The sequence below is a fragment of the Antiquaquibacter soli genome, from assembly GCF_030580675.1.
GTDB classification, from domain to species: Bacteria; Actinomycetota; Actinomycetes; order Actinomycetales; family Microbacteriaceae; genus Rhodoglobus; species Rhodoglobus soli.
This window is the reverse complement of sequence record NZ_JAUQUB010000002.1, coordinates 193,600-218,442: the sequence shown is the minus strand read 5'-3', so window position 1 is coordinate 218,442 and position 24,843 is coordinate 193,600. Positions and strand designations below refer to the sequence as shown.

The following is a 24,843-nucleotide window of genomic DNA, read 5'->3' as shown; positions in this document are numbered from 1 at the left end:
TCGATCTCCTTAGTAGGCGAACGCGAGGACGTCGTCCTTGCGGCCCTGGTCGGTTCCGTCGGTTCCGTCGGCGTCGTGCTCCGCCGCGAGCTCGGGCATCACTCCCGCGATGCCGGCGCGCACGAACTTCACGATGAGCGTCGCCTCCACGACCATGAGCGCGAGGTAGACGAGCCCGAGCGAGACGAGCGAGAAGACGATCTCGAATCCGTTGACGCCGGGCGAGACCGCCGCCGCCGTGAACATGAACACTCCGTCGACGCCTCCGGGCGTCGGGTTGGGCGCCACGACGAAGGGCTGCCGGCCCATCTCGGTGAACACCCAGCCGGCGATGTTCGCCCCGAAGGGCGCCGCGATGCTCAGGAGGGCGACGACCATCATCCACTTCGGTCGCGGCACGGTGCCCTTGCGGGTGAGCCACAGGGCGAGGGCCGCGAACGCGGCGGCGAGCGCACCGAAGCCGATCATGAGCCGGAAGCCCCAGTAGGTGACCTCCATGATCGGCACGTACTGGATCTCCGCGCCCGCCCGTTCGCCGAGCAGCGGGTCGTCGGGCAGGTTGGTGCCGTAGAGCTCCTGGTAGATCGGGATGAGCGAGTTGATGCCCTGGATCTCGGTGTCGAAGTCGCCGTGCGCGAGGAACGAGAGGGCTCCGGGGATGGAGATGATGGTCATCACGTCTTCGCAGTTGCGCGAACCGAGGTCTCCGACCGCGAAGATCGAGAACGCCGTGGTGTCCTCGCACGCCCCCTCGGCGGCGGCCATCTTCATCGGCTGCTGCTCGAACATGAGCTTGGCCTGCACGTCGCCGGTGATCGCCACTCCCCCGAAGCCGAGGATCGCGACGACGGCACCGATCCGCAGGGAGCGGATCCAGACGCTGTGGTCGAGCCGGTCGCGGCCCGGGATGCTCGGGCTCTCGCCCACGACGACGCGGCCCCGGGCATCCACCGAATCGATGCCGTCCCGACGGCGCTGCCACAGCTGGTACCAGGAGATGCCGACGAGGAACGCGGCGCCCACGGCGAGCGCACCCATGAGCGTGTGCGAGTAGGCGGCGAGCGCGGTGTTGTTGGTCAGCACGGCCCAGATGTCGGTCATCACCGGGCGGCCGTCGACGAGCTCAACGCCCACCGGGTGCTGCATCCACGAGTTCGCGACGATGATGAAGAAGGCGCTCACGATGCTGCCGGCGACCGCGATCCAGAGGGTTGCGAGGTGCAGCTTCTTGGGCAGTCGGTCCCAGCCGAAGATCCAGAGCCCGAGGAACGTCGACTCGAAGAAGAAGGCGAGGAGGCCCTCCATGGCGAGCGGCGCGCCGAACACGTCGCCGACGAAGCGGGAGTACTCGCTCCAGGCCATGCCGAACTGGAACTCCTGCACGATGCCGGTCGCGACACCCATGATGAAGTTGATGACGTAGAGCTTGCCCCAGAACTTCGTCATTCTCAGATATCGCTCGTTGCCGGTGCGGACCCACATCGTCTGCATGATGGCGACGAGCGGGCCGAGGCCGAGGGTGAGCGGGACCATGACGAAGTGGTAGACGGTCGTGATGCCGAACTGCCACCGGGCGATCTCGAGGGGATCCAAGGCGACGCCTTTCTCTTGATGCGGTGCGTGCGGTCCTACCTTTTCGGGTGGGGCCTCGAGTCGACAGGGCCGAAGGTCCCGCCTCGGCATGAATTCTACGCTTTGTAGAAGTCGTTTTCTACTGACCGTAGAAATGGTGCGCGATGTGCGCGCCGGCGGGACCTTCGGCCCTGCCGCATCCCGGTGAGCGAATGCTGGAGTGGGAGCATGGCATTCCGTCCCCTCCCCGAGTCCGAGTCGTGGAAGCTGCTCGAGAGCACGAACATCGGCCGGCTCGCCGTGTCGACGCCCGAGGGCGCCGACGTCTTCCCCCTCACCCACCACGTGCACGGGCGGGCCATCTACTTCCGCACGGCCCCCGGCACCAAGCTCGCCGCGATCGCCGACAACCCACGCGTCGCGTTCGAGGCCGACGGGTTCATTGACACGCGGCCGTGGAGCGTCGTCGTTCGCGGCATCGCCCAGCGGCTCGACGCCGACGACGAGATCATCACCTCGGGCGTGCTCGACGTCATCACGCCCGTCGGCGACGAGCAGTGGAACTACGTGCGCATCACCCCCGTCGCCGTCACCGGCCGCCGGGGATGAGCGCCAACGACGTCGTCATCGCGATCCTCCGCGGGCCGGCGCACTGGATGCTCGGCTCCCGCCTCACCGCGCTGCGCGTCACCGGTACCGTCTCGGGGGCCGTGCACGAGTTCCCGGTCGACTACCGACGGGTCGGCCCCACCACGATCGAGGTCGTGCCGGGCGCTCCCGAGACGAAGAAGTGGTGGCGCAACCTCCGCACCGCCGCCCCGGTACAGGTGCTGCTGAGGCGCGAGTGGGTACCGGGTGTCGGCGTCGTGGTCGACCGGCACGGGCATCCGGTCGTCGTCATCGAGCTCGGCGATCAGTACCGAGTGGCGACTTAAGCACCTTCGCGGGGCGCTTTCTCTCGTCGGAAGGTGCTTAACTCGCCACTCGCGGCCAGCCGGGGGTCGCGGAGAGGCCCTCGGCGGAGACGATGAGGGCGTCGACGGGCAGCGCGTCGAGGAGGTCTCCGCAGTGCGCGGTGCCCGCGGCGACGATCGCGGTCGCGACGGCGTCGGCCGTGACGATGTCGTCCGCGAGGACTGTCGCCTGCAGGATGTCGGTGCGGCCGAGGCTCGACCAGATGTGGTCGCCGCGCTCCGCCGAACCCGACGTCGCGATCGCCCGACGCGCGTCGAGGACCGGGTCGGCGAGCACGCGGCCGCGATCGCGCGGGTCGACGACGCCGATGCGGTGGATGCCCGTGCCGATCGCCGCGACGTCGCCGCCGACGCCGAGCAGCCCGCTCCCCCCGGCGGAGGCCAGGAGCTCCACCGCGTCGCCGATCGCGACCGCCTTGATCGTGCCGGAGAGGTCGAGCACGCCATCGGGGCGGTGCGGCGAGAACCAGCCGGTCGTGCGGCGGTTCCAGTCGAGCGCGCGCTCGTACTCGCGGATGACCCGCGCCGGAGCATCCGTCAACCGCAGCCGGCCGTCGCCGATCGCCGACAGCGGCGAGTCGGAGCGGTAGAGGCTGAACTCCGCGTCGTAGTCGGCGAACACGTTCTCGACGGCCTCGATGAGCGAGGCGGGCACCGGGCCGTCGAGGTGCAGCGAGGCGACCGTGCCCATCGTCTCGAACGCGTGCCGCATCAGAACCCCGCCTGGTCGAGGGCCGACTGCAGGGACTCGAGGTAGGCGCGGCTCGTGTACGTCGCGCCCGAGACCATCTGCACGTTCGCGGACTGCGCGCTCAGCACCTCCTGGGCGAGAATGGGCGCCGCCCGGTTGCTGATCTGGACCGACTTGCCGTCGTGGTCGGTCAGGTGCACCGCGGTCACATCGGTGATCGCGCCACCCGAAATCGTGACCTGCACCTGCACGTCGCCGAAGCGGGTGCTCACGCTCGAGCCGGTGTAGGTGCCGTCCGTGGCGCCGGTGGTCGCCGTGGTGGAGCCGGATGTCGCGCTCGACCCGGTACCCGATGACGCCGAGCCCGAGCCGGAGCTGCTCGAGCCCGTCGACCCCGAGGCGCTGCCGGAGGAGCTGCCCGACGTGCCCGTTCCGGTCGCTACCGTCGCCGTCGTCGCCGCGGGCATCGCGGCCCCCGCGATCCACCCGAGGGCGAGGATGGCGCCGGAGACGACCGCCCCACCGACCGTGGCCCGGGCGCTCACCAGTCGAACCTCTCGCGATGGATGCTCTCTCGCGACGCACCCGCGGCGAGGAGTGCCGACTCCGCGGCATCCGCCCAGCCGTCCGGGCCGCACAGGTACACGTCGCTGTCGGCGAGGTCGGGGAACACCGAGCGGGTGGTCACCCCGCGGGCGACGTCGTGCGCGGAGAGCCAGGCATCCCGACCCCGGGCGCGCGAGCCCACCGAGCGGTAGGCACGCATTCCGTTGACGTCGGCCCAGTCCTGGAGCTCCTGCCAGAGGTACAGCTCCGACTCGTCGGAGCCGCGCGCGATGACGGTGACATCGCCCGCGCGGGCGTCGAGCCGCGAGAGCAGGCTGAGCACCGGCGTGATGCCGATCCCGGCCGCGAGCACAGCCACCTTCCGGTTGCGGCGCACCAACGACGTGAAGAGTCCGAACGGTCCGGAGAAGCTCACGCGCGTGCCGGGCCGGAGGCGGGAGAGCGACCGCGTGCCGTCCCCGAGCTCGCGCACCGTGATTCGCGCGCTGCGGGCCGTCGGCACCGCCGACACGGAGATGGGGTGGGCGTGCCACCACGTGCCCGGGGCCCAGAACCGCCAGAAGAAGAACTGGCCGCCGCGAGCGCCGAGCCGGTCGAGGTCGCGGCCCGCGAGGTGGATGGAGAAGGCGTCGGGGGCGATTCGCTCGACACTCTCCACGGTGACCTCGTGGCGCACCGACGCGACGAGCGGGCGCACCACGCGGAACACCACGATCGACCCGAGGGCGACCACGTACAGAGCGATCCAGTACGGGCGCTGCCACGTCCCCTCCGCGAGCACGCCGCCCATCGAGAGCTGGTGCGGGAGGCCCGCGAGAACCGCCGCGTACGAGAGGAGATGCACGACGTGCCACGCCTCGTAGGGCATCCGACGGTGCACAGCGACGAGGGAGGTCACGACGACCGCGACGAGCAGGCCGAGCGAGAGGTACGCGAGCGGCATGTCGGCGCTCGAGAACAGGGTGACGGTCTCCGACACGACCGAGCTGCCGTCGGCGAGCGAGTAGCCGATCGTGAGGAGCGCGGCGTGCGCCAGCAAGAGGGAGAACGCGGGCTTGCCGAGCGAGCGGTGCGCGGCCATCGCGCGGTCGTGGCCGACGGTGCGGTCGATCGCGGGGATGCGCGCGGCGAGCACGAGCATCACGAGCACGAGGTCGCTGCCGATGAGGCCACTCGCGATGCCGATCGACGTGATCGCCGCCGACGGGGAGCCGAGGTCGACGAGCCCGGTGGAGAGGTACAGGGCGAGAGCGAGAGCGGCGGATGCCCACGCCCCCGTCACGAGCAGGTCGGCGCGCAAGCGGCGCCGACGGTGCGGCGCCTCCCGGTCGACCGTGCGGGTCGGCGGGACAACCGTGGGGCGGGTCGCGGTTGCGGTCATGAGAGCTCCTTTCCGCTCTCGAGACTCGCGGAGCCGCCTATGCCGCAGCTTGGAGCGGAGGCGCTGCCGGATGTGAATGCCCACATGGAGCGGCCGCGCGGCGGCCCGATCGGGGCGGGGCTCAGCCCACGGGCATCCTCACCTCGACGCGCAGGCCCGGATGCCCGTCCTCCAGCACGACCGACCCGCCCGCGGCGCGGGCGATCGAGTCGACGAGTGCGAGTCCGAGCCCGCTCCCCGGACCGTGCGCCCCCGGACCGCGGGTGAACGGCTCGAGCGCTCGGGGAAGGAAGTCGGCGGGCATCCCCGGGCCGTCGTCGACGACGACGAGCACGAGCGCGCCGTCGTCGACGGTGAGGGACGCCCTCACCGTCGAACCCGGTCCGGCCGCTGCCGCCGCGTTCGCGAGGAGGTTGCGGACGAGCCGCGCGAACGAGACGGCGTCGACCCGCGCCGAGGCATCCCGAAGCTCGGCGGGGCTCTCCTGCTCGATCGCGACCCCGCGAGCGACGGGGGAGATGCGCACGTCGTCGACGGCGCCGCCGAACGCGTCGCGTAGCTCCGACAGCGGCGCGGCCGCCGGAGCGGTGCCCTGCTCGAGCCGGGCGAGCTCGAGCAGGTTCGTGGCGAGCTCGGACATCCGCTCCGCCGAGGCGTCCGCACGGTCCAGCTCCTGAGCGGCCGCCGCCGGCTCGGCGAGCGACCGGCGCACGACCGCGAGTTGGGCGCGCAGGCCGGCGAGGGGCGTGCGCAGCTCGTGCGCCGCCTCGGAGACGAAGCGCCGCTCCCGCTGCCGCGCCGCCTCCACCGGGCGGAAGCTCAAGCGGACGACGAACCATGACGCCACCGCGAACAGTGCGACGAGGAGAGCCCCGCCGAGCACGAAGAGCCGGTCGATCGACTCGAGGGCCTCGTGCGACGACTCGAGGTCGCGCGCCGCCCAGGCCGTGACGACCTCGCCGGACACCGACTCGCCGGGAAGCTGCTGGCCCACCACCACCCAGGTCCCGCCGCCGCCAGACACCACGGAAACGGTGTCGGGGTCACGGCCGGGCAGGGCGTCCTGGACCTCGTCGGGGAGCGAGCTCACCAGCCAGCGGTCGCCTTCGAGCGCTCCCACGAGGACTCCGGGCGCGGGCTGCTCGAGATGGGCGCGACGCTCGTCGTACTCGACCGTGAAAGCACCGAGGTCGGTGCGGGCGAGGGACACCGCGGCGCTCTCGAGCTGGGAGGCGATGAGCATCCGACCCGCGAGCAGCGCTGCCCCGATGGCGATCGTCGCGAACACGGTCGAGCCGATCACGAGCCGTCGTCGGACGGCCCGCTCGCCGACGTCCCTCCCGCTCACGGCGCGACCAGCCGGTAGCCCTGACCGCGGACCGTCTCGATCGCGGTCGCCGAGCCCGCGTCGCGCAGCTTGCGCCGAAGGTAGGCGATGTATTGGTCGACGATCTGCTGCTCGATGTGGCGCGTGCCCCACACCTCGTCGAGCGCGTCGTCCCTGCTCACCACGTCTCCGCCGCGCGAGGCGAGGAGTCGGAGCAACTGGAACTCGCGCGGGCTCAGCGACACGGGGGCGCCCGCCGCCTCGACGCGCCCGGCGTCGAGCCGCAGCACGAGGTCGCCGGCGACGAGGTCGGTGCGACCCAGCACCTCGTGGCGGCGGGTCAAGGCGCGCAGTCGCGCCGCGAGCTCCGGGAAGGCGAACGGCTTCGTCAGGTAGTCGTCGGCGCCGACATCCAGGCCGCGTACGCGATCCTCGACGGCGTCGCGCGCGGTGAGCATGAGCACGGGCAGCCGGTGACCGCTCTCGCGGATGCGCCGGCACAGCTCGAACCCGTCCATGCCGGGCAGCATCACGTCGACAGCCGCGACGCTGTAATCCGCGCGTCCCAGCGCGATGAGCGCGTCGAGGCCCGTCGTCTCGACGTCGACGTCGTAGCCGTCGTCACGGAGCCCGTCGCGCACGGCGGCGGCGATCGCCTCGTCGTCCTCGACGAGGAGCATCCGCACCGGGCCGGCCATGCGAACACCCTAGACCCGGGGCCGGAGGTGAGTGGCGAGTTCCGCCCCTTCCCGACGCGGTTGCGGATGTCGGAAGGGGCGTAACTCGCGACTCAGTGCGGGCGGCGATCGCGAACGGCCTCGCGCGACAATAGAGCGTGCAGTGCTCCTACTTCGACGCCGGGCTGTGCCGGTCGTGCTCGCTCATGGGCGAGCCGTACGACCTGCAGCTCGCCGAGAAGCAGCGGTACTGCGCCTCCCTGGTCGACGCGCACTGGCTGCCGGCCCGGGCCAGCGCCGAGCGCGACTTCCGCTCCAAAGCCAAGTTCGCGATCGGCGGGACAACGGATGCCCCCACCCTCGGCATCCTCGACCGCGAGTACCGCGGGGTCGACCTCGAGGAGTGCGGGGTGCACACGCCGGGCATCCGCGCCGCCGTCCCCGAGCTGCGCCGGCTCATCACGGCCGCAGGCCTCACCCCGTACAACGTCGCCGCGCGCGAGGGCGAGCTGAAGAACATCCTCGTCACCGAGAACCCCGACGGGGAGCTCATGGTGCGCTTCGTGCTGCGCTCCGACGCGCTGCTGCCCGCGCTGCGGGACGCACTGCCCGGACTCGACCTTCCGGTGCGCGTCGCCTCCGCGAACCTCCTGCCCGCGCATGTGGCCCTGCTCGAGGGAGAGGAGGAGATCCTCCTCACCGAGGCCGGCACCCTGCCGATGCGCATCGGCGGGCTGACCCTGCATCTCGGGGTGCGCAGCTTCTTCCAGACCAACCTCGAGATCGCCGCCGCCCTCTACGCGCAGGCCGCGGAGTGGGCGGGCGGGCTACCGATCCGCTCCGCGTGGGACCTGTACTGCGGCGTCGGCGGGTTCGCCCTCGCCCTCGCGCGGCCCGGGGTCGAGGTGCTCGGCGTGGAGACCTCGGTGGACGCCGTCGCGAGCGCCGCGCGGTCCGCGGCCGACGCGCGGCTCGAGTCGGTGGCATTCGAGAGCGGGGATGCCACGGCCTTCGCGGTTCGGGCGGGCGGGCATCCCGACCTCGTCGTCGTCAACCCGCCCCGCCGCGGACTCGACGCCGAGCTGTGCGACTGGCTGGAGCGGTCGGGCGTGCCGAACGTCATCTACTCGAGCTGCAACCCGACCACGCTCGCGCGCGACCTCGCCCGGATGCCGGCGCTGCGCCCCGTCGAGGGCCGCGTGTTCGACATGTTCCCGCAGACGACGCACGCCGAGGTGATGGTGCGGCTCGAGCGCTGACCGCGGCTACCCCGCGAGGTTCTGGATGCCCACGCCGCCCACCATCGAGGCGAACGCGTCCGTGCCCTCGACCGCGGACTTCGTGGCGACAACGATCGCACCGCCCGCCGTCACGTAGCAGCCGGCCGAGTCGTCCGTGGCGCACTCTTTCGCCGTGAGGTCGGGGTTGGCCGCGAAGGGGTAGGTGATGTCCCCCTCGACGGCGTACACGAGCAGTTCCATTGCGGCGGGCTCCGCTGCGTCGGCCGTGAACACATTCCAGACGCACGCGACCGCGTCACCGTCCCAGCCGTAGCTGGTCGTCGCGAAAGTGAACGGCAGGTCACCGATGTCCGCCAGCTCGGCCCGCTGGTCGTAGGCCTCCTCCATCGCGGCCGAGCGCTGGGCGACGAAGTCCGCGCACGCCGGGTCGGCCGTCCACCCGTTGCTGTTCGTCGCCGGGGCGTCGTCGGTGGACTGGGACGCGGGCGGGGCGGCGGTGTCCGGCGCCGCGGTACCGCCGGTGCTGCACGCACCGAGCAGGAGCGCGACGACGACGGCGGACAGGGCGAGCGGGGTACGGCGCACGGGGTTCCTTCGGGATGACGGCGGACGATTTCTCACCCTAGCGGCCACAGAGCTCCGCTGTCGGCGGGGCGCGCTACGGTCGGCGGGTGAGGTGCGCGATCGAGGGCTGCGGCGGGATGCCCGAGCGGGGCGCACCGCTCGAGCTCTGTGCATCCCACCTCATGGTCGCCTACGACTGGGTCGCGCGCGACGTGGGCGTCACGGACCTGCTTCCCTCGCCGTGCCTCGCGTGCGGCTCGCGGCTCGGCGTGCGCTACCCGTCGGGCTGGTTGTGCGCGATCTGCGAGTGGCGGCTCGGCGAGCTCCCGGATGACGCGGCGAGCGCCCGCGTCGACGTCGTGTACTACGTCCGCGCCGGCGACCGCATCAAGATCGGCACCTCGGGCAACCCGCGCGGCCGGCTCGCCGCCCTGCACTGGGACCAGTTGCTCGCGTTCGAGCGTGGGGGCCGCACCCTCGAGCAGCGGCGGCACGCCCAGTTCGCGGCGCACCGCTACCCGGGCAGCGAGTGGTTCGCGTCGAACGAGCCGCTGCTCGCCCACATCGCGGCCCTCTCCGCGGGAGTGGATGACCCGTGGAACGAGTACGCCCGCTGGGTCAGCGAGGCGCTCGCGCTGCGCTAGCTGCGCCGAGTTGCGACTTTCGCATGCTCAGCGGGCGATGCTCGGCGTGCGGAGGATGCGGAAGTCGCAACTCGGCGCGAGCTACGCCGCGGGCGCCTGGGACGCCGCTTCGAGGAAGAGCTCCCGCAGCGCAGCCGCGTTGGCGCGAGCGCCGAACGCCGGGGTCCCGGGGCCGAGGTGGACTCCGTCATCCAGCCCTCCGACGACGACCGGGTCGAAACCGAATTCGTCGACGAGCTGGGCGACTCGCGCGACATCCGCCTCGTCGTCCCCGGCCACGGCGATCGCGACGCGGCCGAACGCCCCCGCGGGCACCGGCGCCTCGTCGAGGTCGTGGTAGCCGAGGTGGTTGAACGCCTTCACGACGTGCGCGCCCACCAGGTAGTCCTGCACGAGCCGGCTCGTCGAGACGGTCGGGTCGGAGAGGTCCTCGCGGCGGCCGTCGACCTCCCACCAGTAGTTCATGGCGTCGATGACGAGCTTGCCCTCGAGCGCGGCGGCGGGGATGCTCCGGTACTTGCCGAGCGGGAGCGCGAGGATCACGATGTCCGACTGCTCCGCCACCTCCTGCGCGGTGAGGGGGATCGCCCCGGGGGCGAGCACGTCGACGATGATCTCGATGCGCTCCTTGGCGCCCGACCCGGCGATGAGCACGCGGTACCCGGCATCCAGCGCGAGTCGCGCGAGCACCGTGCCGACCTTGCCGGCGCCGAGGATTCCGATCGTCGTCATGGCAGGGGTAACCGGCGGGCGGCGCGCGCTATTCCGTCAGTCGTGCATCCGTGCGCCCTTGAGCACGCGGTCGACGACGTTCTTGGGCCCGCGCAAGCCGATCCCGACGAGGTCGAGGTCGGCGGAGGCGACCGCGGCGACGGCGGCCCGGTTCGCGGCGTCGTGCCCCGTCGAGAACAGCTCGCGCGTGTAGACGGCGAGCGGGATGCCCCGGCCGATCGCCTTCTCGCGCGCCGCTGCGAGCACGTCAGCCCCCGCCGACAGCACGAGCACCGGCTGCCGCAGCATCGGCAGGTACTCCGTGCCGTCAGCGTCGCGGTAGGGCTCGCCCACGAGTCCGGGCTCGCTCGTGGCGATGCCGCTCAGAAGGAATGCGGTCACGTTGAGCTCCTGCCAGGGCAGGAGGTCGTCCCGCAGGACGACGGCGACCTTGGTATCGAAGACGGGGGCGTCGGTCATGAGTCCACCCTCCCGGGGTGGCACGACGGCGGTCTTGTACGTTTGTTGCATGGATCGCGTGCGCGCGTGGCATCCGGATGTCCCGGCCGTCCGCGAGGTCTTCCACGCGACCTTCGACTCCCACGCCTATCCGGCCCACACGCACGACACCTGGACGGTGCTGCTCATCGACGAGGGAGCGGTGAGCTACGCGCTCGAACGATCGGGGCACATCGCCGCGCCGAGGTCGCTCACGCTGCTGCCGCCGCACGTGCCGCACGACGGCCGCTCCGCCGTGGACGGGGCATCGTTCCGCAAGCGGGTGCTGTACCTCGACGAGGACTGGCTGCCCTCGCGGTCGGTGTCGGCCGCGGTCTCGCGACCACTCGTCCAGGATGCTCGAGCGGTCGCCGCGGTGCGTGCGATCCACGGGGCGCTCGAGTCCCCCGGCGACACCCTCGCCGCGGAGGGGAGCATCCTCTCGCTCGCCGAACTGGTGCTGCAGCACTGGGGTACCGCTACCGCCGGCCGCACGGATGCCCCGCTCGCGCGACGCCTCCGGGCGATGCTCGACGACCGCCTCACCGAGTCGTTCACCCTCTCGGAGGCGGCGCGCCTGCTCGGCGCGCACCCCAGCCACCTCGTCCGCTCCTTCTCCCGGGCCTACGGCATCTCGCCGCACCGGTACGTCACCGGGCGCCGCATCGACCTCGCCCGGCGGTTGCTCCTGGTCGGGCATCCTCCCGCGCGCGTCGCCGCGGAGGCCGGCTTCCACGACCAGGCGCACCTGACGCGGCACTTCCGGCGCGTGCTGGGCACGACGCCGGGCGCGTTCGCGGCCTAGCGGGACGGGCGGTTACTCGCCGCCCGCCCCGCCCACGTCAGCGGCGCCGGCCGGCGACCGCGACGATGGCGGCGGTGCCCGCCGCGATCACCGCAGCCCCGATAAAGAGCCACGAGAACCCGCCGGTGAGCGCGTCCGCGGTGCCGACGCCCGACTCGATAAGAGCGTCGGTGCGGCTCGCGGCGATCGAGGCGAGCACGGCGAGCCCGAGCGCGCCACCGACCTGCTGGCTCGTGTTGACAAGTCCGCCGGCGAGTCCCGCCTCGCCGCCGTGCACGCCGTCGACGGCGAGCTGGGTCGCCGTGACGAAGGCGCCGCCGAGCCCGACACCGATGAGGAGAGTCGGGCCGAGCAGGTGCGCCACGAAGGCGGCATCGCTCGGCGCGGCCGCGAGCCACGCGAGGCCGGCGGCAAGCACCAGGAGCGAGCCGACGAGCGTGCCGGTCACTCCCGCCCGGGCGACGGCGGCCGGTGCCACGCCCGCGACGAGCACGAGCGCCCCGGCGAGGGGCAGCTGGGTGAGACCCGTAGTGAGCGCGGAGTAACCGAGCACCGCCTGCATGTAGACGGACAGCGCGAAGAACAGCGCCACCATGGCGGAGCCGGTGAGCAGCATCGCGATGTTGCCGATCGTCACGGTGCGGTTGCGGAAGATCGCGAACGGCACGAGGGGGTCGACCGCGCGCCGCTCGACGACGACGAACGCCGCCCCGAGCGCGAGCGCGGCGCCGACGAGCGCAAGGGTGAGCGGATGCGCGAACCCGACCTGCTCGACGGCGCTCAGTGCGCCGACCGCCGCGACGAGGGCACCGGTCACCGTTGCAGCGCCGGGCATGTCGAGCCGCGACGGTGCGGCGGACTCGTCACGCGTGATGAGCAGGGGGATGGCGACGAGCACGGCCGCGGCGACCGGGACGTTGACGAAGAACACCGACTGCCAACCGAAGGCGCCGGTGAGCACTCCGCCGAGAAGCACCCCGGCCGCGGAGCCGATGCCCGCGATGCCGCCCCACACGGCGAGTGCGCGGGTCCGATCGGCAGCAGCCGGGAAGAGCTGTGTCACGAGGGCGAGCGCGGCGGGGGCGAGCAGAGCGGCGGATGCACCCTGCACGGCTCGCGCGGCGAGGAGCATCCCGGACCCGACGGAGAGCCCGGCGACCGCCGAGGCGACCGCGAAGCCGAGGACGCCGATCAGGAACACCCGGCGGTGCCCGTAGCGGTCGGCGAGCCGACCGCCGAGGAGGAGGAGCCCGCCGAAGGGCAGCACGTAAGCGGTGATGACCCACGCGAGGGCGACGGTGTCCATGCCGAACTGCTCGCCGAGCACGGGGAGGGCGATGTTGACGATGGAGGCGTCGAGCACGACGAGGAACTGGGCGAGGCCGAGCACGGCCAGCGCCAGCCAACGGCGCGAGCTGCGCACGGTCGGCGCAGGGGCGGAGAGAGTGGACATGGGTTCTTCCTTTCGATTGGAGAGTGATTGCTCACTCACTCTTGCGGGCATGCGAACGGGCGGGTGCCCGCCGCACGGGTTACGCGGGGTGGGTGATGCCCTCGGAGAGCAGACGCGCCCACTCCTCGGGGATCTGCTCGACCCGGGTCGTGACGATCAGGTGACAGAGCTGCCCATAGGCGATGAAGCGCTGGACCGCCGCATCGCTCGCGCCAGAGCGCTCCTTCGCGAAGCGGGTGACTCGCTCGAGTCCGGCACGCAGGGCGTCGCCGATCTCCGGCACCTCCGCGACGGACTGCGCGTGCACCTGCAGCATGAGGAGCGTGCGGTCGGCGATGAGGTGCGCGTACGCGTCGCCCATGGCGTCGAGGATGCTGTCGGGCGAGTCATCCGCCGCCTCATCGGCCCCGACCGCGAGTGCCTCCAGCACCTGCTGGAAGCACGATTCGAGGGCTACGGCGAAGAGCTGCTCCTTGCGCGGGAACAGCTTGAACACGTAGGCGGGCGAGATCTTGGCGGCTCGGGCGACATCGGCGACGGTGGCGCCGTGGAGGCCGCCGCGCGCGAACTCGCGGACCGCCGCCGACGCAACGAGAGGTCGGCGAGCGTCCGCGGTGGAGAGGATGGAGCTGCGCTCGGTCATGTGAGTGACTGTACACTCACTCTTGCTTGACGCGCAAGCCGGGGAACGATCAGCAGCCGGGATCAGGCCGCGTCGAGGCGCAGTGTGAGCTCGCGCACGACGTCGCCGACGACGGTGCCCACGATGTTCGCGCCGTAGCGGTCGTACTTGGCGTGGTAGGCCGCGTCGATGGCGTCGTGGTCGGCATCGGGCGAGAGGTGGACGATCGTGACATCCCGCTCGACTCCCCCGGCGCGGATGCGGGCGCGACCCGACTCGACCGCGTGGCGGTACCACGCGCTCTCGGGACGGTACGCGGTGCGGACGAACAGCTGGTCGCCGGAGCGGACGACCCAGATGATGACAAAGTCGCGCAGCGACCCGTCCGCGCGGTACGGCGCGATGCGCAGCTCGTCCGCGGCGCCGACCGCCGCGAGCTCCGATTCCGACCAGCCCATAGCGCGACCCTACCCCGCGAGCATCGACACGACGACCGTCACGCCGCCGATGAGGAAGAGCACGAGCCCCGCGCGGATCGCCACCGACTTCTGCCAGTGGGCCACCTCGACGTTGCCCCAGTAGATCGGGCACCCCGCGTAGCCGATGCCGGCGAGGCCGAGGGCGGCGAGCGCGAAGCCGATCCACCAGGCGACCGCTGCGCCGGCGGGCAGCAGGGAGGGGCGCCATCCGCTCAGCACGAGGGAGGCGACGAAGAGCGTCACGGCGACGAGCGCCGCCGCAAACCAGATCGTGCCGGTGCGGTCGGTGCGCTGCACCTCCGCCCGAGCGGACATCAGGTCGGGCTCATCCATTCCGCCAGCCTACGCTCGCGGTGGCCCGCTCGTGCGGCGCGGGATGAGCGTGGGCGACGTGAGCACGTGCTGGGCCTCCGTGCGACCCTCGAACCGCTCGAGCAGAAGTCGGGCGGCCGAAGCGCCCATCTCGTGACCGGACTGGTCGACGGAGGTGAGGGACACGGGCGGTAGGGCAGCGGTCGGGGTGTCGTCGTAGCCGACAACCGAGATCTCGTCGGGCACCGATCGGCCCCGATCCCAGAGCTCGGTGAGCATTCCGTACGCGGCGACGTCGGCGCCTGCGTGGACGGCGGTGGGAAGCTCCGCGCGCTCCAGGAGCGCGCGGACGGTCGCACGACCACCGGCGTCGCTCCACTGGCTCGGGACGACGTCGATGCGATCGCCCAGGCCCCGGGCGTCCATCGCCTCGCGGTAGCCCCGCTCGCGGACTCGCTGCGGGAGCCGCGGGTCGGAGTTCGCGGCGTCAGTGTGCGTCAGGTAGGCGATGCGCTCGTGGCCGAGCGAGACGAGGTGGTCGACGATCGCCGCCGACCCCGCGAGATCGTCGCCAGCGACCGTATCGTACTCGTCGGCGGGTCCGTGGCGACCGATGACGACTGTCGGCGTACGGCCGGCGATGGCGGAAAGAGCGCCGGACTCGACAACCGGGGCGATGAGCAGAAGTCCGTCCATCTGCCGATCGGCCATGGCCTCGATCATCCTGCCCTGGGCCGCCTCGCTCGCCCCACCCGGGCCGACGAGCAATTCGTAGCCGCTCGCCTCGACGACCTCCGCCATGCCGTCGACGAGGAGTGCGAAGAACGGGTTGTGCAGGTCGGAGACGAGCACGCCGATGGTGAAGGTCTTGCCGCGCATGCCCCGCGCCGAGGCGAGGGGGCGGTAGCCGAGCTCCTCGATCGCCGACTCGACCTTGGCGCGCATCTGGGCGCTGACCCCGTAGGCGTTCCGCAGCACCTTGGAGGCCGCAGCCGTCGACACCCCGGCATGGGCCGCCACGTCGACGATCGTGACGCGCCGGGTCGACTCAGTCATCCTGGCCTCCCGTCCGCGCCGCCGAATCCGAATACGCCATGATCGCAGACTCGGTCCCCTCGAGCGGCCAGCTCGTCGACCGCGAGACGACACCAGTCACGCGATCCTCGCCGTCGCCCAGGTCCAGGATGCCCGTGATCCCCGCAGGCAGCGAGGCATCCACGTGCAGGCGCTCCCCCTCGAGCCACCATGCCACCTCGATGAGGCCGTACGGGCTGCGGTGCGCTGTGCGAGCCCGGGTCACCCCGCCGCCGGGTCGCGGCGCGATCCGCACCTCGCGGTAGCCGGGCGCGGCGGGAGCGAGGCCGCCGATCGTCCGGTGCATCCAGTCGGCGACCGCGCCGAGGGCGTAGTGGTTGAACGAGGTCATCTCGCCGGGGTTCACGCTGCCGTCGGGCAGGAGGGAGTCCCAGCGTTCCCAGATCGTGGTGCCGCCCATGCGCACGGTGTACAGCCACGAGGGGGCCTCGGTCTGCTGCAGGAGGCGGTACGCGTCGTCCCGGTATCCGGCGGTCGTGAGCGCGTCGAGGATGAGCGAGGTTCCGACGAAGCCGGTGCCGATCCGGTGGCCGTTCGCGCGGACGAGTTCCGCGAGTCGATCCCCCGCGGCGGCGAGGTCGGCACCGTTCAGCAGGTCCCACTCGATCGCGATCGCGTAGGCGGTCTGGGTGTCGCTCGTGGCGCGGTCACCGCGCCAGAACCGCTCGCGGAAGGCCGTCCCCACGCGGTCGGCCTCGCTCTGGTAGCGCCGCTCGTCGTCGGTGCGGCCGAGGAGCGATGCGGCCCGGGCGAGCAGCCGAGCGGATCGCGCGAGCGAGGCGGTCGCGACGAGCGCGGTCTCGGTCATGGCCTGCGACGGATGCTCCGGCGGAGCCGATGGGTCGAGCCAGTCCCCGAACTGGAAGCCCTCGTCCCACACCCCGCTCCGGCCCGCGAGCTCCAGAACCCGATCCACCCACGCGCGCATGCTGTCGTACTGCCGCGCGAGCAGCCCGACGTCGCCAGAGCGGTCGAACAGGGCCATCGGCACCGTGACGGCCGCATCCCCCCACACCGCCGTTGGGGCCAGCGCGAGCCCCGGAAGGTGGGCGAGTTCGGCGGGGAGCTCGAGCTCGGGGACGAAGAACGGCACCGTGCCATCCGGTCGCTGCTCGAGTCGCAGATCGGCGAGCCACGACTCCAGGAACCCGCCGACCTCGAAGAGGAACGCCGCCGTCGGCGCGAACACGGCGATGTCGCCCGTCCACCCGAGGCGCTCGTCGCGCTGGGGGCAGTCGGTCGGGATATCGACGAAGTTGCCGCGGGTGCTCCACAGCACGTTCTCGTGCAAGCGGTTCAGGAGCGCGTCATCGGTCTCGAACCACCCCGTGCGCTCCAAGTCGGAGTGCACAACTTCCGCCACGATGTCGCCCGGACGCGGGGACCCCGGCCACTGCGCGACCTCGACGAACCGGAAGCCGTGGTACGTGAAGCGCGGCGCCCACTCCTGCTCGCCGTCGGCACCGAGGATGTACCGGTCGGTCGCCTTCGCAGTGCGAAGCGGCCGCGTTCCGAGCTCGCCGTGCTCGAGCACCTCCGCATGGCGCAGCACGACCTCGTCGCCGGCTCGCCCCTGCACGCGGATACGGGGTCGGCCGACGAGGTTCTGCCCGAAGTCCAGCAGGAGGGCGCCTGACGGCGACCGGAGTGTCGCGACCGGCTCGAGCACCTCCGTCACGCGCACCGGCGGATCCGGAGCCGCGACCAGCGGCACGGGATCAACGATGGGCAGCGCGACAGGCGACCAGTCGCGAGGCTCGCGGCGCGCGTCGTGATGCTCGCCGTCGTACAGGTCGGAGGAGATTATCGGTCCCTCCGCCCACGACCAGTCGGCTCCCGTCGATACGACCTCGCGGCTTCCGTCCGCGTACTCCAGCTCGAGCTGGGCGAGCAGGGCGAGCCCGCTGCCGTACACGTCGGGCCGCACGATGAGCGGGAAGCCGAGTCGCCCCCGCCACCACCCGTCGCCGAGCATCGCGCCCAGCACGTGCTCCCCCGCGGGGAGTTGCCCGGTCACGTCGTACGTCTGGAACTCGAGCCGATGGCGGTAGCTCTGCCAGCCGGGTGCGAGCAACCGGTCGCCGACGCGGACCTCGTCGATGTCGAGCTCGTACACACCGTGCGCGGTGGCGTGGATGCGAGCCCGCTCGAGACCCGCGCGCACCGTGAACCGCGGGCTGCGGAAGAGCGGGAGGGGGTCGTCTCGTCCGGCGCCCGCGGGCGCGACCCACCGCGCGACCCAGTCGTGCGGCTCGAGCAGGGCGGCCTCCACCACGGACGGCTCGCTCCAGGGGGACCAGGGGGAGGCAGCATCCCGCACCCGCACCTGCACCGTGCGGCGCTCGCGGGAGGCCAGCGGCGCGTCCGGCCATGCGACGAGCACCCGCGAGTCGTCGCCGGCGAAGACTCGGTCGCCGATGCGCAGCTCGGAGACCGACTGCCTCAGCCCGAGCGGGAGGTCCCACGACAGGCGCGGCCGATCGCGGCCGATGCCCACGACATCCGCGCCGAGGTGCTCGAACCGCACCGGCCCCGGGGCGAGTCCGGTCATCCCTTGAGCCCGCCCTCGGTGAGCCCGGCGAGCACCTGCCGTTGTGCGAGCAGGTAGGTGATCACGAGCGGCAGGCTCGTCATGATGACGTGGGCGAAGACGAGGTTCCACCGCAGCGACGTCGTCGAGGCCGACGCGAACGAGTAGAGGGTGAGGGGCAGCGTCGCATTGGCCGAGGTCTTGAGCAGGAGCACGCCGAAGAAGAAGTCGTTCCACACGGTGATGACCAGCAGCACTCCCCCCACGAACAGCACCGGCCGCAGCAGCGGCAGCATGAGCGAGAAGAAGATGCGTAACCGCGATGCCCCGTCGATCGCCGCGGCCTCCTCGAGTTCGAGCGGCAGGCTCCGCACGAACCCGGTGATGAGGAACACGACGAGGCCCATTCGGGTACCCATCATCATGAGCGCGTAGCCCGCGACCGAGCCGTCGAGCTGGAGGGTTGTGAGCACGTAGATGGTCGGGATGACCGCGGGCGGCAGCAGGATCGACAGGCTCGTCACGTAGAAGAAGAACTGGAACGAGCGGCTCGTGGTGCGTGCGTAGGCCCACGCGGCCGCCGAGCCGAGCAGGAGCACGACGATGATCGTCGGCACGGCGACGAGGAGGCTGTTGCGGAGCCCCGTGAGGTAGTTGCCCTGCGTGATGACCGCGGAGAAGTTCTCCACGATCGCCCACTGCTCGGGCAGCGCGAGAGAGAGCTCGGCTGCCTCGCCCTGGGTCTTGAACGAGTTGACGACCATGAGCCACAGCGGCACGCCCACCCACGGCACGGCGAACAGCGCGATGAGGGAGTACTTGAGGATGCCCGGCATCCGTACCATCCGCCGGCGCGCCGACGCTGCCGTCACGGCGCTCATCACGCCACCTCCCGCTTGCGCAGCCACGCCACGAGCGGAACGGCGATCACCACGACGAGCACGGTGACGGACAGGTTGAGCGAGCTCGCGGTACCGAAGTAGGAGAGCCCGAACTGCTGGACCGCGGCCATGTTGAGGGTCACGGTGCTGATGCCGGGGCCACCGCCGGTCGTCGAGGCCACGACGTCGTAGGCCGAGAGGGCGCCGATGAGCGTGGTGACGATGTTGAACGTGAACGCAGGCGCGAGCAACGGGAAGACGACTCGCCAGAAGCGCTGCCATGCTCCCGCCCCGTCGAGGGACGCCGCCTCGAGCATCGACTGGGGTATCGAGTTGAGACCGGCGATGTAGACGAGGGTTGCGATGCCGCACCACTTCCACGCGTCGACGAACGCGACCGTGAACAGAGCGGTGGCGGGATTGCCGAGCCACGCGAAGTCGAATCCGGGCGAGAACCACCCGATGACCGAGTTGACGGGACCGTCGGAGCTCACGATGGCGCGCCAGATGTAGCCGGCGGCGAGCGGCGAGAACAGCACGGGCAGGAAGAACACCGAGCGGAAGAACGAGTTGACGCGGTTGGTGTCCCGCAGGGCGAGGGCGAGCGAGATGCTCACCACGTTCTGAACGGTCATCGCGATGACCGCGTAGATCACTGTGACCAGAAGGGCGTTCGGCAGGATGCCCCGCTCCCACATCACGGCGAAGTTGTCGATCCCGACGAACGAAATGACGTCGGTGTAGCCCGACCACGACGAGAACGCGAAGGGCACGTTGAGCACGAACGGGACGACGAAGAAGACAAGGACGAGTACCAGCGACGGCGCCGCGAACCAGAACCACCTCGTGCGGAGCAGGCGGGACGGCCCCCGCCGCGCCGGAGCGCGACGGGAGCCGGTGCCGGTCACCACGGGGGCGGTCGACGAGGAGATCACCATCCGGGCAGGCCCGCCGCCTTCGATGCCTGCTCTACCTGTGCCTGCATGCTGTCCGCTGCTTCGGCGGGCGTCGTCTGGCCCGCGAGGAGCTTCGTGGTCTCCGTCGCAAACCCGCCGAACCCGGCGATGTTCGAGTTGAACGCGACCGCGGCACCGTCGTCGTACGCCGCCTTGAAGGCGAGCTGCAGCTCCGAGAAGTCGTCGGGCGTCGTGACGCCGTCGATCACCGGGAATGCCGGTCCCGCATCGACGAGGTCCTGGTAGCCGGCGCCCGTGGCGAACTCGATGAACTGGATCGCCGCGGCCTCGCGCGCGGCATCCCCAGTCTTCGGCGCATAGAACGTGCCGATCGGTCCGCCCGCATAGGCGACGACCGGCTCGGTGGCCGAGACCGGGACGAACCCGACGGTCTCGTCGAGGAGAGCCGCGTCATCGCCGGCCGCCGCGAGGAAACTCGCGTAGACGTCCGAGTGCAGGGCGGTGAGGGCTGCGGTGCCGTCGTAGACCGCGGTGATCGCGTTCTCGAAGGTGCCGGACGTGGCGTCGGCGTTGAAGCAGCCGTTGTCACGCAGGCTCGCGTACGCCTCGAGGCCCTTCACGAACGGGCCGTCGGGTTCGGTGAGCGGTCGCTCGTTCGCCGCGACCGCGCTGCCGTACTCGTCGCCCGCGTTGAACTCGGAGCCGTAGAGCAGCGGCAGGATCTGGGTCGGCCAGGCGCTGCCCCCGGACTCGTAGATCGGGGCGACTCCGGACCCGGCGAGCCCGTCGCAGATCGACTGGAGGTCCTCAAAGCTCGTCGGGGGCTCGAGGCCCGCGTCGGCGAGCACCTGCTTGTTGTAGTACACCCCGAAGATCGAGGGGAAGCCGGTGATCGCCGCGTACACGACGCCGTCGACCGTTCCCATCGCCGGGTACAGATCGCCCGACTTCTCGACGAACGGCAGGTCGCTGAGGTCCTGCATGTTCGCGGCGGGGTTGAGGGGCAGGAGCGCCGACTTCACGGGGTGGTACTCGAGGATGTCCGGCCGGTCGCCCGTCGCCCACTTCGTCGTCGTTGTCGACTCGAAGGCGTCCGAGGGGATGTCGACGAGCTCGACGGCGATCCCGGTCTCGGCCTCGAACCGCTCGTAGAGGTCGAGCACTGCCGGGGAGTCGGCCGAGTTGTGCCAGATGGTGATGGATGACGCGGCGGCGTCGTCGCCGCCGCCGGGAGCGGAGCACGCGGCGAGGGAGGCCGCGAGGACGACCACCGTTGTGGCCGCCGCGAGGGACGTGGATTTCATGTGAGCCCTCCATTGGGTTCAGATCGCAGTACACGTTAGATTAGTGCAACGTTCTACGGAGAACGTTCCACACAACATGCCAGATGTATCGTCGCAGTGCAAGCGACTCGTTCGATGGAGAGCACCGATGACCCAGACCCGCACCGCCACCGGCCACGTCGAGACCGGCTTCGAGCCCGTCATCGACGCGTTCCTGACAGGCATCTCGCCCGAGCCCTCCGGCGCAGCGCTCTCGCTCTGGATCGACGGCCGCGAGGTCGTCAACGTCTGGGCGGGTCTCGCGGACGCCGAGGCTCGCACCGAATGGTCCGCCGACACGGTCAGCGCGATGTTCTCGGTGTCGAAGGGCCTCAGCGCGATCGTCATCGGCCGGCTCGTGGATGCCGGGCTCCTCGACCTCGATGCCCCGATCGCCTCGGTCTGGCCCGAGTTCGGCGCCCACGGCAAGGGAGCCGTGTCGATCGGCGACGCGCTCGCGCACCGGGCGGGCGTCTCGGCACCGCGCGACGACCTCGAGCTGTCCGATCTCGCCGACACCCGCTCGTGGGCGGCTCGACTCGCCGCTCAGGAACCACTCTGGGCGCCCGGCGAGGCCTACTCGTACCACGCGCTCACCTACGGCACCATCGCCGATGAGATCGTGTGGCGCACGACCGGGCGTACCCTCATCGAGGTCTTCGACGAGGAGATCGCGGCCCCGCTCGGGGCCGACGTCTCCTTCGCCGCCGACAAGGGGATGCTCGCCCGCCGCACCCGCCTCACAACCTCACCCGAATGGGACCGTCTCGCGGTCGGCGACGGCACCTCGGAGACGGACTGGGCGCTGCGCGCCCTCACTCTCGGCGGATCGTTCCCACCCGCCCTCGTCGTCGGAGACCGGGGCTTCAACGACCCCGCTGTCGCGAGCGCGGGGCTTCCCGCCGCCACAGCGCTCGGCACGGCGTCCGCGGTCGCACGCATCTGGTCGGCCGTGGTGACCCCGACACTCGGCCACCGGCTGCTGAGCGATGAGGCGATCGAGGCGCTGCTGCGGGTCCGCAGCTCGGGCGCTGCTGTCTTCGGTGCCGCTGCGCCCTACCCCGCTTGGGGCGCGGGGGTGCAGGTCGCGTCGCCGGGGGTCCCGCACTTGTCGCCGAGCTTCCTCGGGCACGGCGGCGCCGGAGGCCAGGCCGGTTTCGGCGATCTGACCTTCCGCGTCGGCATCGGCTACTGCCGCAACCGGCTCGACATCGTGGACGCCATGCCGCCGATCTACGAGGCGCTGCGGCCCCTCCTCTAGCTGCGGGATGCTCAATGCAGCGCGTGCCGCCGCTCGAGCGCCGCCCCCTCCACGTCGACGTTGGGCAGCACGCGGTCGAGCCACCGCGGGATCCACCACGCCGAGCGGCCGAGCAGCGTCATGACGGCGGGCATGAGCAGCATCCGCACGACGAAGGCATCGACGAGTACCCCGAAGGCGAGGCCGAAGCCGAGCGCGCGCACGAGCACGGACTCGGAGAAGATGAACCCGCCGAACACGGCGACCATGATGGCGCCCGCCGCAATGACGACGGCTCGACCCGCACGGAATCCCTGAGCGACCGCGAGCCGCGCGGGCGATCCGTGCACGAACGCCTCCCGCATTCCCGTCGCGAGGAAGAGCTGGTAGTCCATCGCGAGACCGAACAGGATGCCAACGAGCAGCACCGGCAGGAAACTCAGGATCGGGCCGGTCGAGTGGATGCCGAACACCGGGGCGAGCCATCCCCACTGGAAGACGGCGACGAGCGCGCCGTACGTCGCGAGGAGCGACAGGATGAACCCTCCCGTCGCGATGAGGGGAACGAGCAGCGACCGGAACACGACGATCATGATGATCAGCGATAGCCCCACGACGACCGAGAGGTACAGGGGCAGCACGTCCGCGAGGCTCTCGGAGATGTCGATGTTGATCGCGGACTGGCCCGCGACGCCGAGCTGGATGTCGCCGTCGATCGGGGGCAGCGCGCGCAGCTCGCGCACGAGCCGATCGGTGGACTCGCTGTTCGGACCCTCCTCCGGCACGACCTGGAACGCCGCGAGGCGGTTGTCGTCGGAGACGGCGATCGGCGCGACCGCGACGACGTCGTCCTGCTCGGCGATCGTCCGCGCGATCTCGGCCTGCACACCGAGGAGGTCGTCGTCAACGATCCCCGCGGGCAGGTCCGCCGTGACGAGCAGGGTGCTGTTGGCCCCCTCCCCGAAGGCGTCGGCGGTGAGCACGTAGGCGCGGTACGACGCCGAGTCGACCGGCTCGGACGAGCCATCCGGGAGCCCGAGCCGCATCGACGCGGCGGGCAGCGCGACCGCGACGAGCGCGGCGACGGTGACCGCGATGGTGACGAGCGATCGCAGGATCGACTGCTGCTTCACGACGGGTGCCGCGACCGGCGTCGCGGCGGCTCGCTTGCTCAGCGGCCGCGCCCCGGCGAGTCCGAGCAGCGCCGGCGTGAGCGTCACCGCGAGCAGCACGGCAACGAGCACGCACACGGCGCCGACGACGCCCATCACGCCGAGGAACGGGATGCCCGTGACCGTCAGCGCGAGGAGCGCGACGATCACGGTCGAGCCGGCGAACAGCACGGCGTTGCCCGCGGTGCCGTTCGCGAGGGCGATCGACTCCAGGACGTCGGCGCCCTCGCGCAGCTGCCGCCGGTGCCGGTTGATGATGAAGAGCGAGTAGTCGATGCCGACCGCGAGACCGAGCATGACACCCAACACCGGTGTCGCGGAGGCCATCTCGACGATGCCCGAGAAGGAGAGGGAGGCGAGCACCCCGATCGCCACTCCGGTCACGGCGGTGATGATCGGGAACACCGCCGCGAGCAGCGACCCGAGCACGACCAGCAACACGACGCCGGCGATGAGCAGTCCGATCGCCTCGCCGACACCGAAGATCTGCGGGATGCCCTGCGCGATCTCCGTCGAGAACCCGACCTCCACGCCCTCGATGGGCTCCGACTCGAAGTGCTCGACGACGGCCCGCTTCGACTCGTCCGGCAGCTCGAGCCGGGTCACGTCGAAGGCGACGTTCACGACGGCGGTGGAGCCGTCGTCGGAGACGAGGCGGATCGGCGCGGCCAGCTCGGCGAGCTCGGCACCGAGAGCGAGCTGCTCGGCCTGCGCCTCGAGCTCGGGCGGGTGGGGCATCCCGACCGCGTCGAGCTGGGCGGCCGCGGCATCCAGCTGGGCCTGCCCGGCGGCGAGCTGCTCGAGCTGTGCCTCCCGATCGGCGGTGGTGGTGAACGGGTCGACGACCTGGGAGACGTTCGGCAGGTCGCCGGCGGAGTCGACGAGGCCGCTGATCGCCGCGCGCTGAGCGTCGGTGAGCGGGCCATCCGTCGCGTGGAAGACGACGGTGCCGGCTGCGCCCGAGTAGTCGGGCAGCTTCTCCTCGAGCTCCGCGATCACCTTCGACGACGCCGTGTTCGGGATGTCGAAGTTCGTGACGATGCCCCCGAAGCCGACGAGGAAGCCGCCGACGGCGAGCGCGAGCGCGGCCGCCCACGCGCCGAGCACGACCCAGGCGCGACGCGCAGCGAACGAACCAAGGCGGTAGAGGAGTTCAGCCATGCGCTCG

25 protein-coding genes are annotated in these 24,843 nt (G+C 71.4%); 6 read left to right on the top strand and 19 right to left on the bottom strand.

The genetic code is table 11. The features are described from left to right. Nucleotides 1-9 precede the first annotated feature (9 nt). Nucleotides 10-1,593 (bottom strand): cytochrome ubiquinol oxidase subunit I, encoded by a 1,584-nt coding sequence (locus Q5716_RS11105; protein ID WP_305003204.1) that lies wholly within the window; start codon nt 1,591-1,593, stop codon nt 10-12. A 207-nt stretch (nt 1,594-1,800) separates the two neighbouring features. Between Q5716_RS11105 and Q5716_RS11100 the strand changes: the two genes are divergently transcribed. Beyond that, on the top strand, nt 1,801-2,181 hold the full coding sequence (locus tag Q5716_RS11100; RefSeq protein WP_305003203.1) for a pyridoxamine 5'-phosphate oxidase family protein: 381 nt from the start codon (nt 1,801-1,803) through the stop codon (nt 2,179-2,181). Then, nucleotides 2,178-2,507 (top strand): nitroreductase/quinone reductase family protein, encoded by a 330-nt coding sequence (locus tag Q5716_RS11095; protein ID WP_305003202.1) that lies wholly within the window; start codon nt 2,178-2,180, stop codon nt 2,505-2,507. The genes Q5716_RS11100 and Q5716_RS11095 overlap by 4 nt, the downstream gene beginning before the upstream one ends. Before the next feature lie 37 nt (nt 2,508-2,544). On the opposite strand, the gene Q5716_RS11090 is transcribed toward Q5716_RS11095, so the two are convergent. The 5 genes from Q5716_RS11090 to Q5716_RS11070 form a co-directional block, all read right to left on the bottom strand. Continuing rightward, the gene (locus tag Q5716_RS11090; protein ID WP_305003201.1) at nt 2,545-3,258 is read right to left on the bottom strand and encodes an FAD:protein FMN transferase; all 714 of its coding nucleotides are present in this window, start codon (nt 3,256-3,258) and stop codon (nt 2,545-2,547) included. Then, nucleotides 3,258-3,782 carry an FMN-binding protein gene (locus tag Q5716_RS11085; protein ID WP_305003200.1) on the bottom strand — a complete coding sequence of 175 codons (525 nt, stop codon included), beginning with the start codon at nt 3,780-3,782 and terminating at the stop codon, nt 3,258-3,260. The genes Q5716_RS11090 and Q5716_RS11085 overlap by 1 nt, the downstream gene beginning before the upstream one ends. Next, nucleotides 3,779-5,185, bottom strand: coding sequence for a ferredoxin reductase family protein (locus tag Q5716_RS11080; protein WP_305003199.1), 1,407 nt, complete (start codon nt 5,183-5,185; stop codon nt 3,779-3,781). Before Q5716_RS11080 ends, Q5716_RS11085 begins: the two co-directional genes overlap by 4 nt. A gap of 121 nt (nt 5,186-5,306) precedes the next feature. Further along, a complete protein-coding gene (locus Q5716_RS11075) occupies nt 5,307-6,533 on the bottom strand; it encodes a sensor histidine kinase (RefSeq protein WP_305003198.1) in 1,227 nt (408 codons plus the stop codon). After that, a complete protein-coding gene (locus Q5716_RS11070) occupies nt 6,530-7,210 on the bottom strand; it encodes a response regulator transcription factor (RefSeq protein WP_305003197.1) in 681 nt (226 codons plus the stop codon). Before Q5716_RS11070 ends, Q5716_RS11075 begins: the two co-directional genes overlap by 4 nt. A gap of 137 nt (nt 7,211-7,347) precedes the next feature. Between Q5716_RS11070 and Q5716_RS11065 the strand changes: the two genes are divergently transcribed. After that, a complete protein-coding gene (locus tag Q5716_RS11065) occupies nt 7,348-8,448 on the top strand; it encodes a methyltransferase domain-containing protein (protein WP_305003196.1) in 1,101 nt (366 codons plus the stop codon). Nucleotides 8,449-8,454: 6 nt separating this feature from the next. On the opposite strand, the gene Q5716_RS11060 is transcribed toward Q5716_RS11065, so the two are convergent. Then, nucleotides 8,455-9,015, bottom strand: coding sequence for a hypothetical protein (locus tag Q5716_RS11060; protein ID WP_305003195.1), 561 nt, complete (start codon nt 9,013-9,015; stop codon nt 8,455-8,457). Nucleotides 9,016-9,101: 86 nt separating this feature from the next. On the opposite strand from Q5716_RS11060, the gene Q5716_RS11055 reads away from it, so the two are divergent. Beyond that, entirely contained in the window at nt 9,102-9,638 is a 537-nt protein-coding gene (locus Q5716_RS11055) for a GIY-YIG nuclease family protein (RefSeq protein WP_369523979.1), read from the top strand. Nucleotides 9,639-9,719: 81 nt separating this feature from the next. Here the strand turns inward: Q5716_RS11055 and Q5716_RS11050 are convergent, their stop codons facing one another. Together Q5716_RS11050 and Q5716_RS11045 are read right to left on the bottom strand one after the other, a co-directional pair. Then, on the bottom strand, nt 9,720-10,370 hold the full coding sequence (locus Q5716_RS11050) for an NADPH-dependent F420 reductase (protein WP_434056613.1): 651 nt from the start codon (nt 10,368-10,370) through the stop codon (nt 9,720-9,722). Between the two features lie 36 nt (nt 10,371-10,406). Further along, complete coding sequence (locus Q5716_RS11045) at nt 10,407-10,829, bottom strand: DUF2000 family protein (RefSeq protein WP_305003194.1); 423 nt, start codon at nt 10,827-10,829, stop codon at nt 10,407-10,409. A 49-nt stretch (nt 10,830-10,878) separates the two neighbouring features. Between Q5716_RS11045 and Q5716_RS11040 the strand changes: the two genes are divergently transcribed. Then, nucleotides 10,879-11,652: a helix-turn-helix transcriptional regulator gene (locus Q5716_RS11040; protein WP_305003193.1), complete on the top strand. Its 774-nt coding sequence runs from the start codon at nt 10,879-10,881 to the stop codon at nt 11,650-11,652. A 37-nt stretch (nt 11,653-11,689) separates the two neighbouring features. On the opposite strand, the gene Q5716_RS11035 is transcribed toward Q5716_RS11040, so the two are convergent. From Q5716_RS11035 to Q5716_RS10995, 9 genes are all read right to left on the bottom strand, one after another. After that, nucleotides 11,690-13,105 carry an MFS transporter gene (locus Q5716_RS11035; RefSeq protein WP_305003192.1) on the bottom strand — a complete coding sequence of 472 codons (1,416 nt, stop codon included), beginning with the start codon at nt 13,103-13,105 and terminating at the stop codon, nt 11,690-11,692. 79 nt (nt 13,106-13,184) lie between these two features. Continuing rightward, nucleotides 13,185-13,748 carry a TetR/AcrR family transcriptional regulator gene (locus Q5716_RS11030; protein ID WP_305003191.1) on the bottom strand — a complete coding sequence of 188 codons (564 nt, stop codon included), beginning with the start codon at nt 13,746-13,748 and terminating at the stop codon, nt 13,185-13,187. Nucleotides 13,749-13,810: 62 nt separating this feature from the next. Further along, nucleotides 13,811-14,185: a DUF2255 family protein gene (locus Q5716_RS11025; RefSeq protein ID WP_305003190.1), complete on the bottom strand. Its 375-nt coding sequence runs from the start codon at nt 14,183-14,185 to the stop codon at nt 13,811-13,813. A 9-nt stretch (nt 14,186-14,194) separates the two neighbouring features. Next, nucleotides 14,195-14,539: a hypothetical protein gene (locus Q5716_RS11020; RefSeq protein WP_305003189.1), complete on the bottom strand. Its 345-nt coding sequence runs from the start codon at nt 14,537-14,539 to the stop codon at nt 14,195-14,197. A 9-nt stretch (nt 14,540-14,548) separates the two neighbouring features. Next, entirely contained in the window at nt 14,549-15,574 is a 1,026-nt protein-coding gene (locus tag Q5716_RS11015) for a LacI family DNA-binding transcriptional regulator (protein WP_305003188.1), read from the bottom strand. Continuing rightward, a complete protein-coding gene (locus tag Q5716_RS11010) occupies nt 15,567-18,164 on the bottom strand; it encodes an alpha-L-rhamnosidase (protein ID WP_305003187.1) in 2,598 nt (865 codons plus the stop codon). Before Q5716_RS11010 ends, Q5716_RS11015 begins: the two co-directional genes overlap by 8 nt. Further along, nucleotides 18,161-19,024, bottom strand: coding sequence for a carbohydrate ABC transporter permease (locus Q5716_RS11005; RefSeq protein WP_305003186.1), 864 nt, complete (start codon nt 19,022-19,024; stop codon nt 18,161-18,163). The genes Q5716_RS11010 and Q5716_RS11005 overlap by 4 nt, the downstream gene beginning before the upstream one ends. Next, nucleotides 19,024-19,962: a carbohydrate ABC transporter permease gene (locus Q5716_RS11000; protein ID WP_305003185.1), complete on the bottom strand. Its 939-nt coding sequence runs from the start codon at nt 19,960-19,962 to the stop codon at nt 19,024-19,026. The genes Q5716_RS11005 and Q5716_RS11000 overlap by 1 nt, the downstream gene beginning before the upstream one ends. After that, entirely contained in the window at nt 19,956-21,245 is a 1,290-nt protein-coding gene (locus tag Q5716_RS10995) for an ABC transporter substrate-binding protein (RefSeq protein WP_305003184.1), read from the bottom strand. Before Q5716_RS10995 ends, Q5716_RS11000 begins: the two co-directional genes overlap by 7 nt. Before the next feature lie 127 nt (nt 21,246-21,372). Between Q5716_RS10995 and Q5716_RS10990 the strand changes: the two genes are divergently transcribed. Then, nucleotides 21,373-22,524, top strand: coding sequence for a serine hydrolase domain-containing protein (locus Q5716_RS10990; RefSeq protein ID WP_305003183.1), 1,152 nt, complete (start codon nt 21,373-21,375; stop codon nt 22,522-22,524). Between the two features lie 11 nt (nt 22,525-22,535). On the opposite strand, the gene Q5716_RS10985 is transcribed toward Q5716_RS10990, so the two are convergent. Next, nucleotides 22,536-24,836 (bottom strand): MMPL family transporter, encoded by a 2,301-nt coding sequence (locus Q5716_RS10985; RefSeq protein ID WP_305003182.1) that lies wholly within the window; start codon nt 24,834-24,836, stop codon nt 22,536-22,538. Nucleotides 24,837-24,843 lie beyond the last annotated feature (7 nt).

Excerpts from the sequence above, each read along its gene's own strand:
- Q5716_RS11040 (WP_305003193.1), top strand. The coding sequence starts at position 10,879 with ATGGATCGCGTGCGCGCGTGGCATCCGGATGTCCCGGCCGTCCGCGAG.
- Q5716_RS11010 (WP_305003187.1), bottom strand. The coding sequence starts at position 18,164 with ATGACCGGACTCGCCCCGGGGCCGGTGCGGTTCGAGCACCTCGGCGCG.
- Q5716_RS11020 (WP_305003189.1), bottom strand. The coding sequence starts at position 14,539 with ATGGATGAGCCCGACCTGATGTCCGCTCGGGCGGAGGTGCAGCGCACC.
- Q5716_RS11000 (WP_305003185.1), bottom strand. The coding sequence starts at position 19,962 with ATGGTGATCTCCTCGTCGACCGCCCCCGTGGTGACCGGCACCGGCTCC.
- Q5716_RS11100 (WP_305003203.1), top strand. The coding sequence starts at position 1,801 with ATGGCATTCCGTCCCCTCCCCGAGTCCGAGTCGTGGAAGCTGCTCGAG.
- Q5716_RS10985 (WP_305003182.1), bottom strand. The coding sequence starts at position 24,836 with ATGGCTGAACTCCTCTACCGCCTTGGTTCGTTCGCTGCGCGTCGCGCC.
- Q5716_RS11025 (WP_305003190.1), bottom strand. The coding sequence starts at position 14,185 with ATGGGCTGGTCGGAATCGGAGCTCGCGGCGGTCGGCGCCGCGGACGAG.
- Q5716_RS11070 (WP_305003197.1), bottom strand. The coding sequence starts at position 7,210 with ATGGCCGGCCCGGTGCGGATGCTCCTCGTCGAGGACGACGAGGCGATC.
- Q5716_RS11005 (WP_305003186.1), bottom strand. The coding sequence starts at position 19,024 with ATGAGCGCCGTGACGGCAGCGTCGGCGCGCCGGCGGATGGTACGGATG.
- Q5716_RS11045 (WP_305003194.1), bottom strand. The coding sequence starts at position 10,829 with ATGACCGACGCCCCCGTCTTCGATACCAAGGTCGCCGTCGTCCTGCGG.
- Q5716_RS11090 (WP_305003201.1), bottom strand. The coding sequence starts at position 3,258 with ATGCGGCACGCGTTCGAGACGATGGGCACGGTCGCCTCGCTGCACCTC.
- Q5716_RS10990 (WP_305003183.1), top strand. The coding sequence starts at position 21,373 with ATGACCCAGACCCGCACCGCCACCGGCCACGTCGAGACCGGCTTCGAG.
- Q5716_RS11015 (WP_305003188.1), bottom strand. The coding sequence starts at position 15,574 with ATGACTGAGTCGACCCGGCGCGTCACGATCGTCGACGTGGCGGCCCAT.
- Q5716_RS11035 (WP_305003192.1), bottom strand. The coding sequence starts at position 13,105 with ATGTCCACTCTCTCCGCCCCTGCGCCGACCGTGCGCAGCTCGCGCCGT.
- Q5716_RS11080 (WP_305003199.1), bottom strand. The coding sequence starts at position 5,185 with ATGACCGCAACCGCGACCCGCCCCACGGTTGTCCCGCCGACCCGCACG.
- Q5716_RS11050 (WP_434056613.1), bottom strand. The coding sequence starts at position 10,370 with ATGACGACGATCGGAATCCTCGGCGCCGGCAAGGTCGGCACGGTGCTC.
- Q5716_RS10995 (WP_305003184.1), bottom strand. The coding sequence starts at position 21,245 with ATGAAATCCACGTCCCTCGCGGCGGCCACAACGGTGGTCGTCCTCGCG.
- Q5716_RS11095 (WP_305003202.1), top strand. The coding sequence starts at position 2,178 with ATGAGCGCCAACGACGTCGTCATCGCGATCCTCCGCGGGCCGGCGCAC.
- Q5716_RS11030 (WP_305003191.1), bottom strand. The coding sequence starts at position 13,748 with ATGACCGAGCGCAGCTCCATCCTCTCCACCGCGGACGCTCGCCGACCT.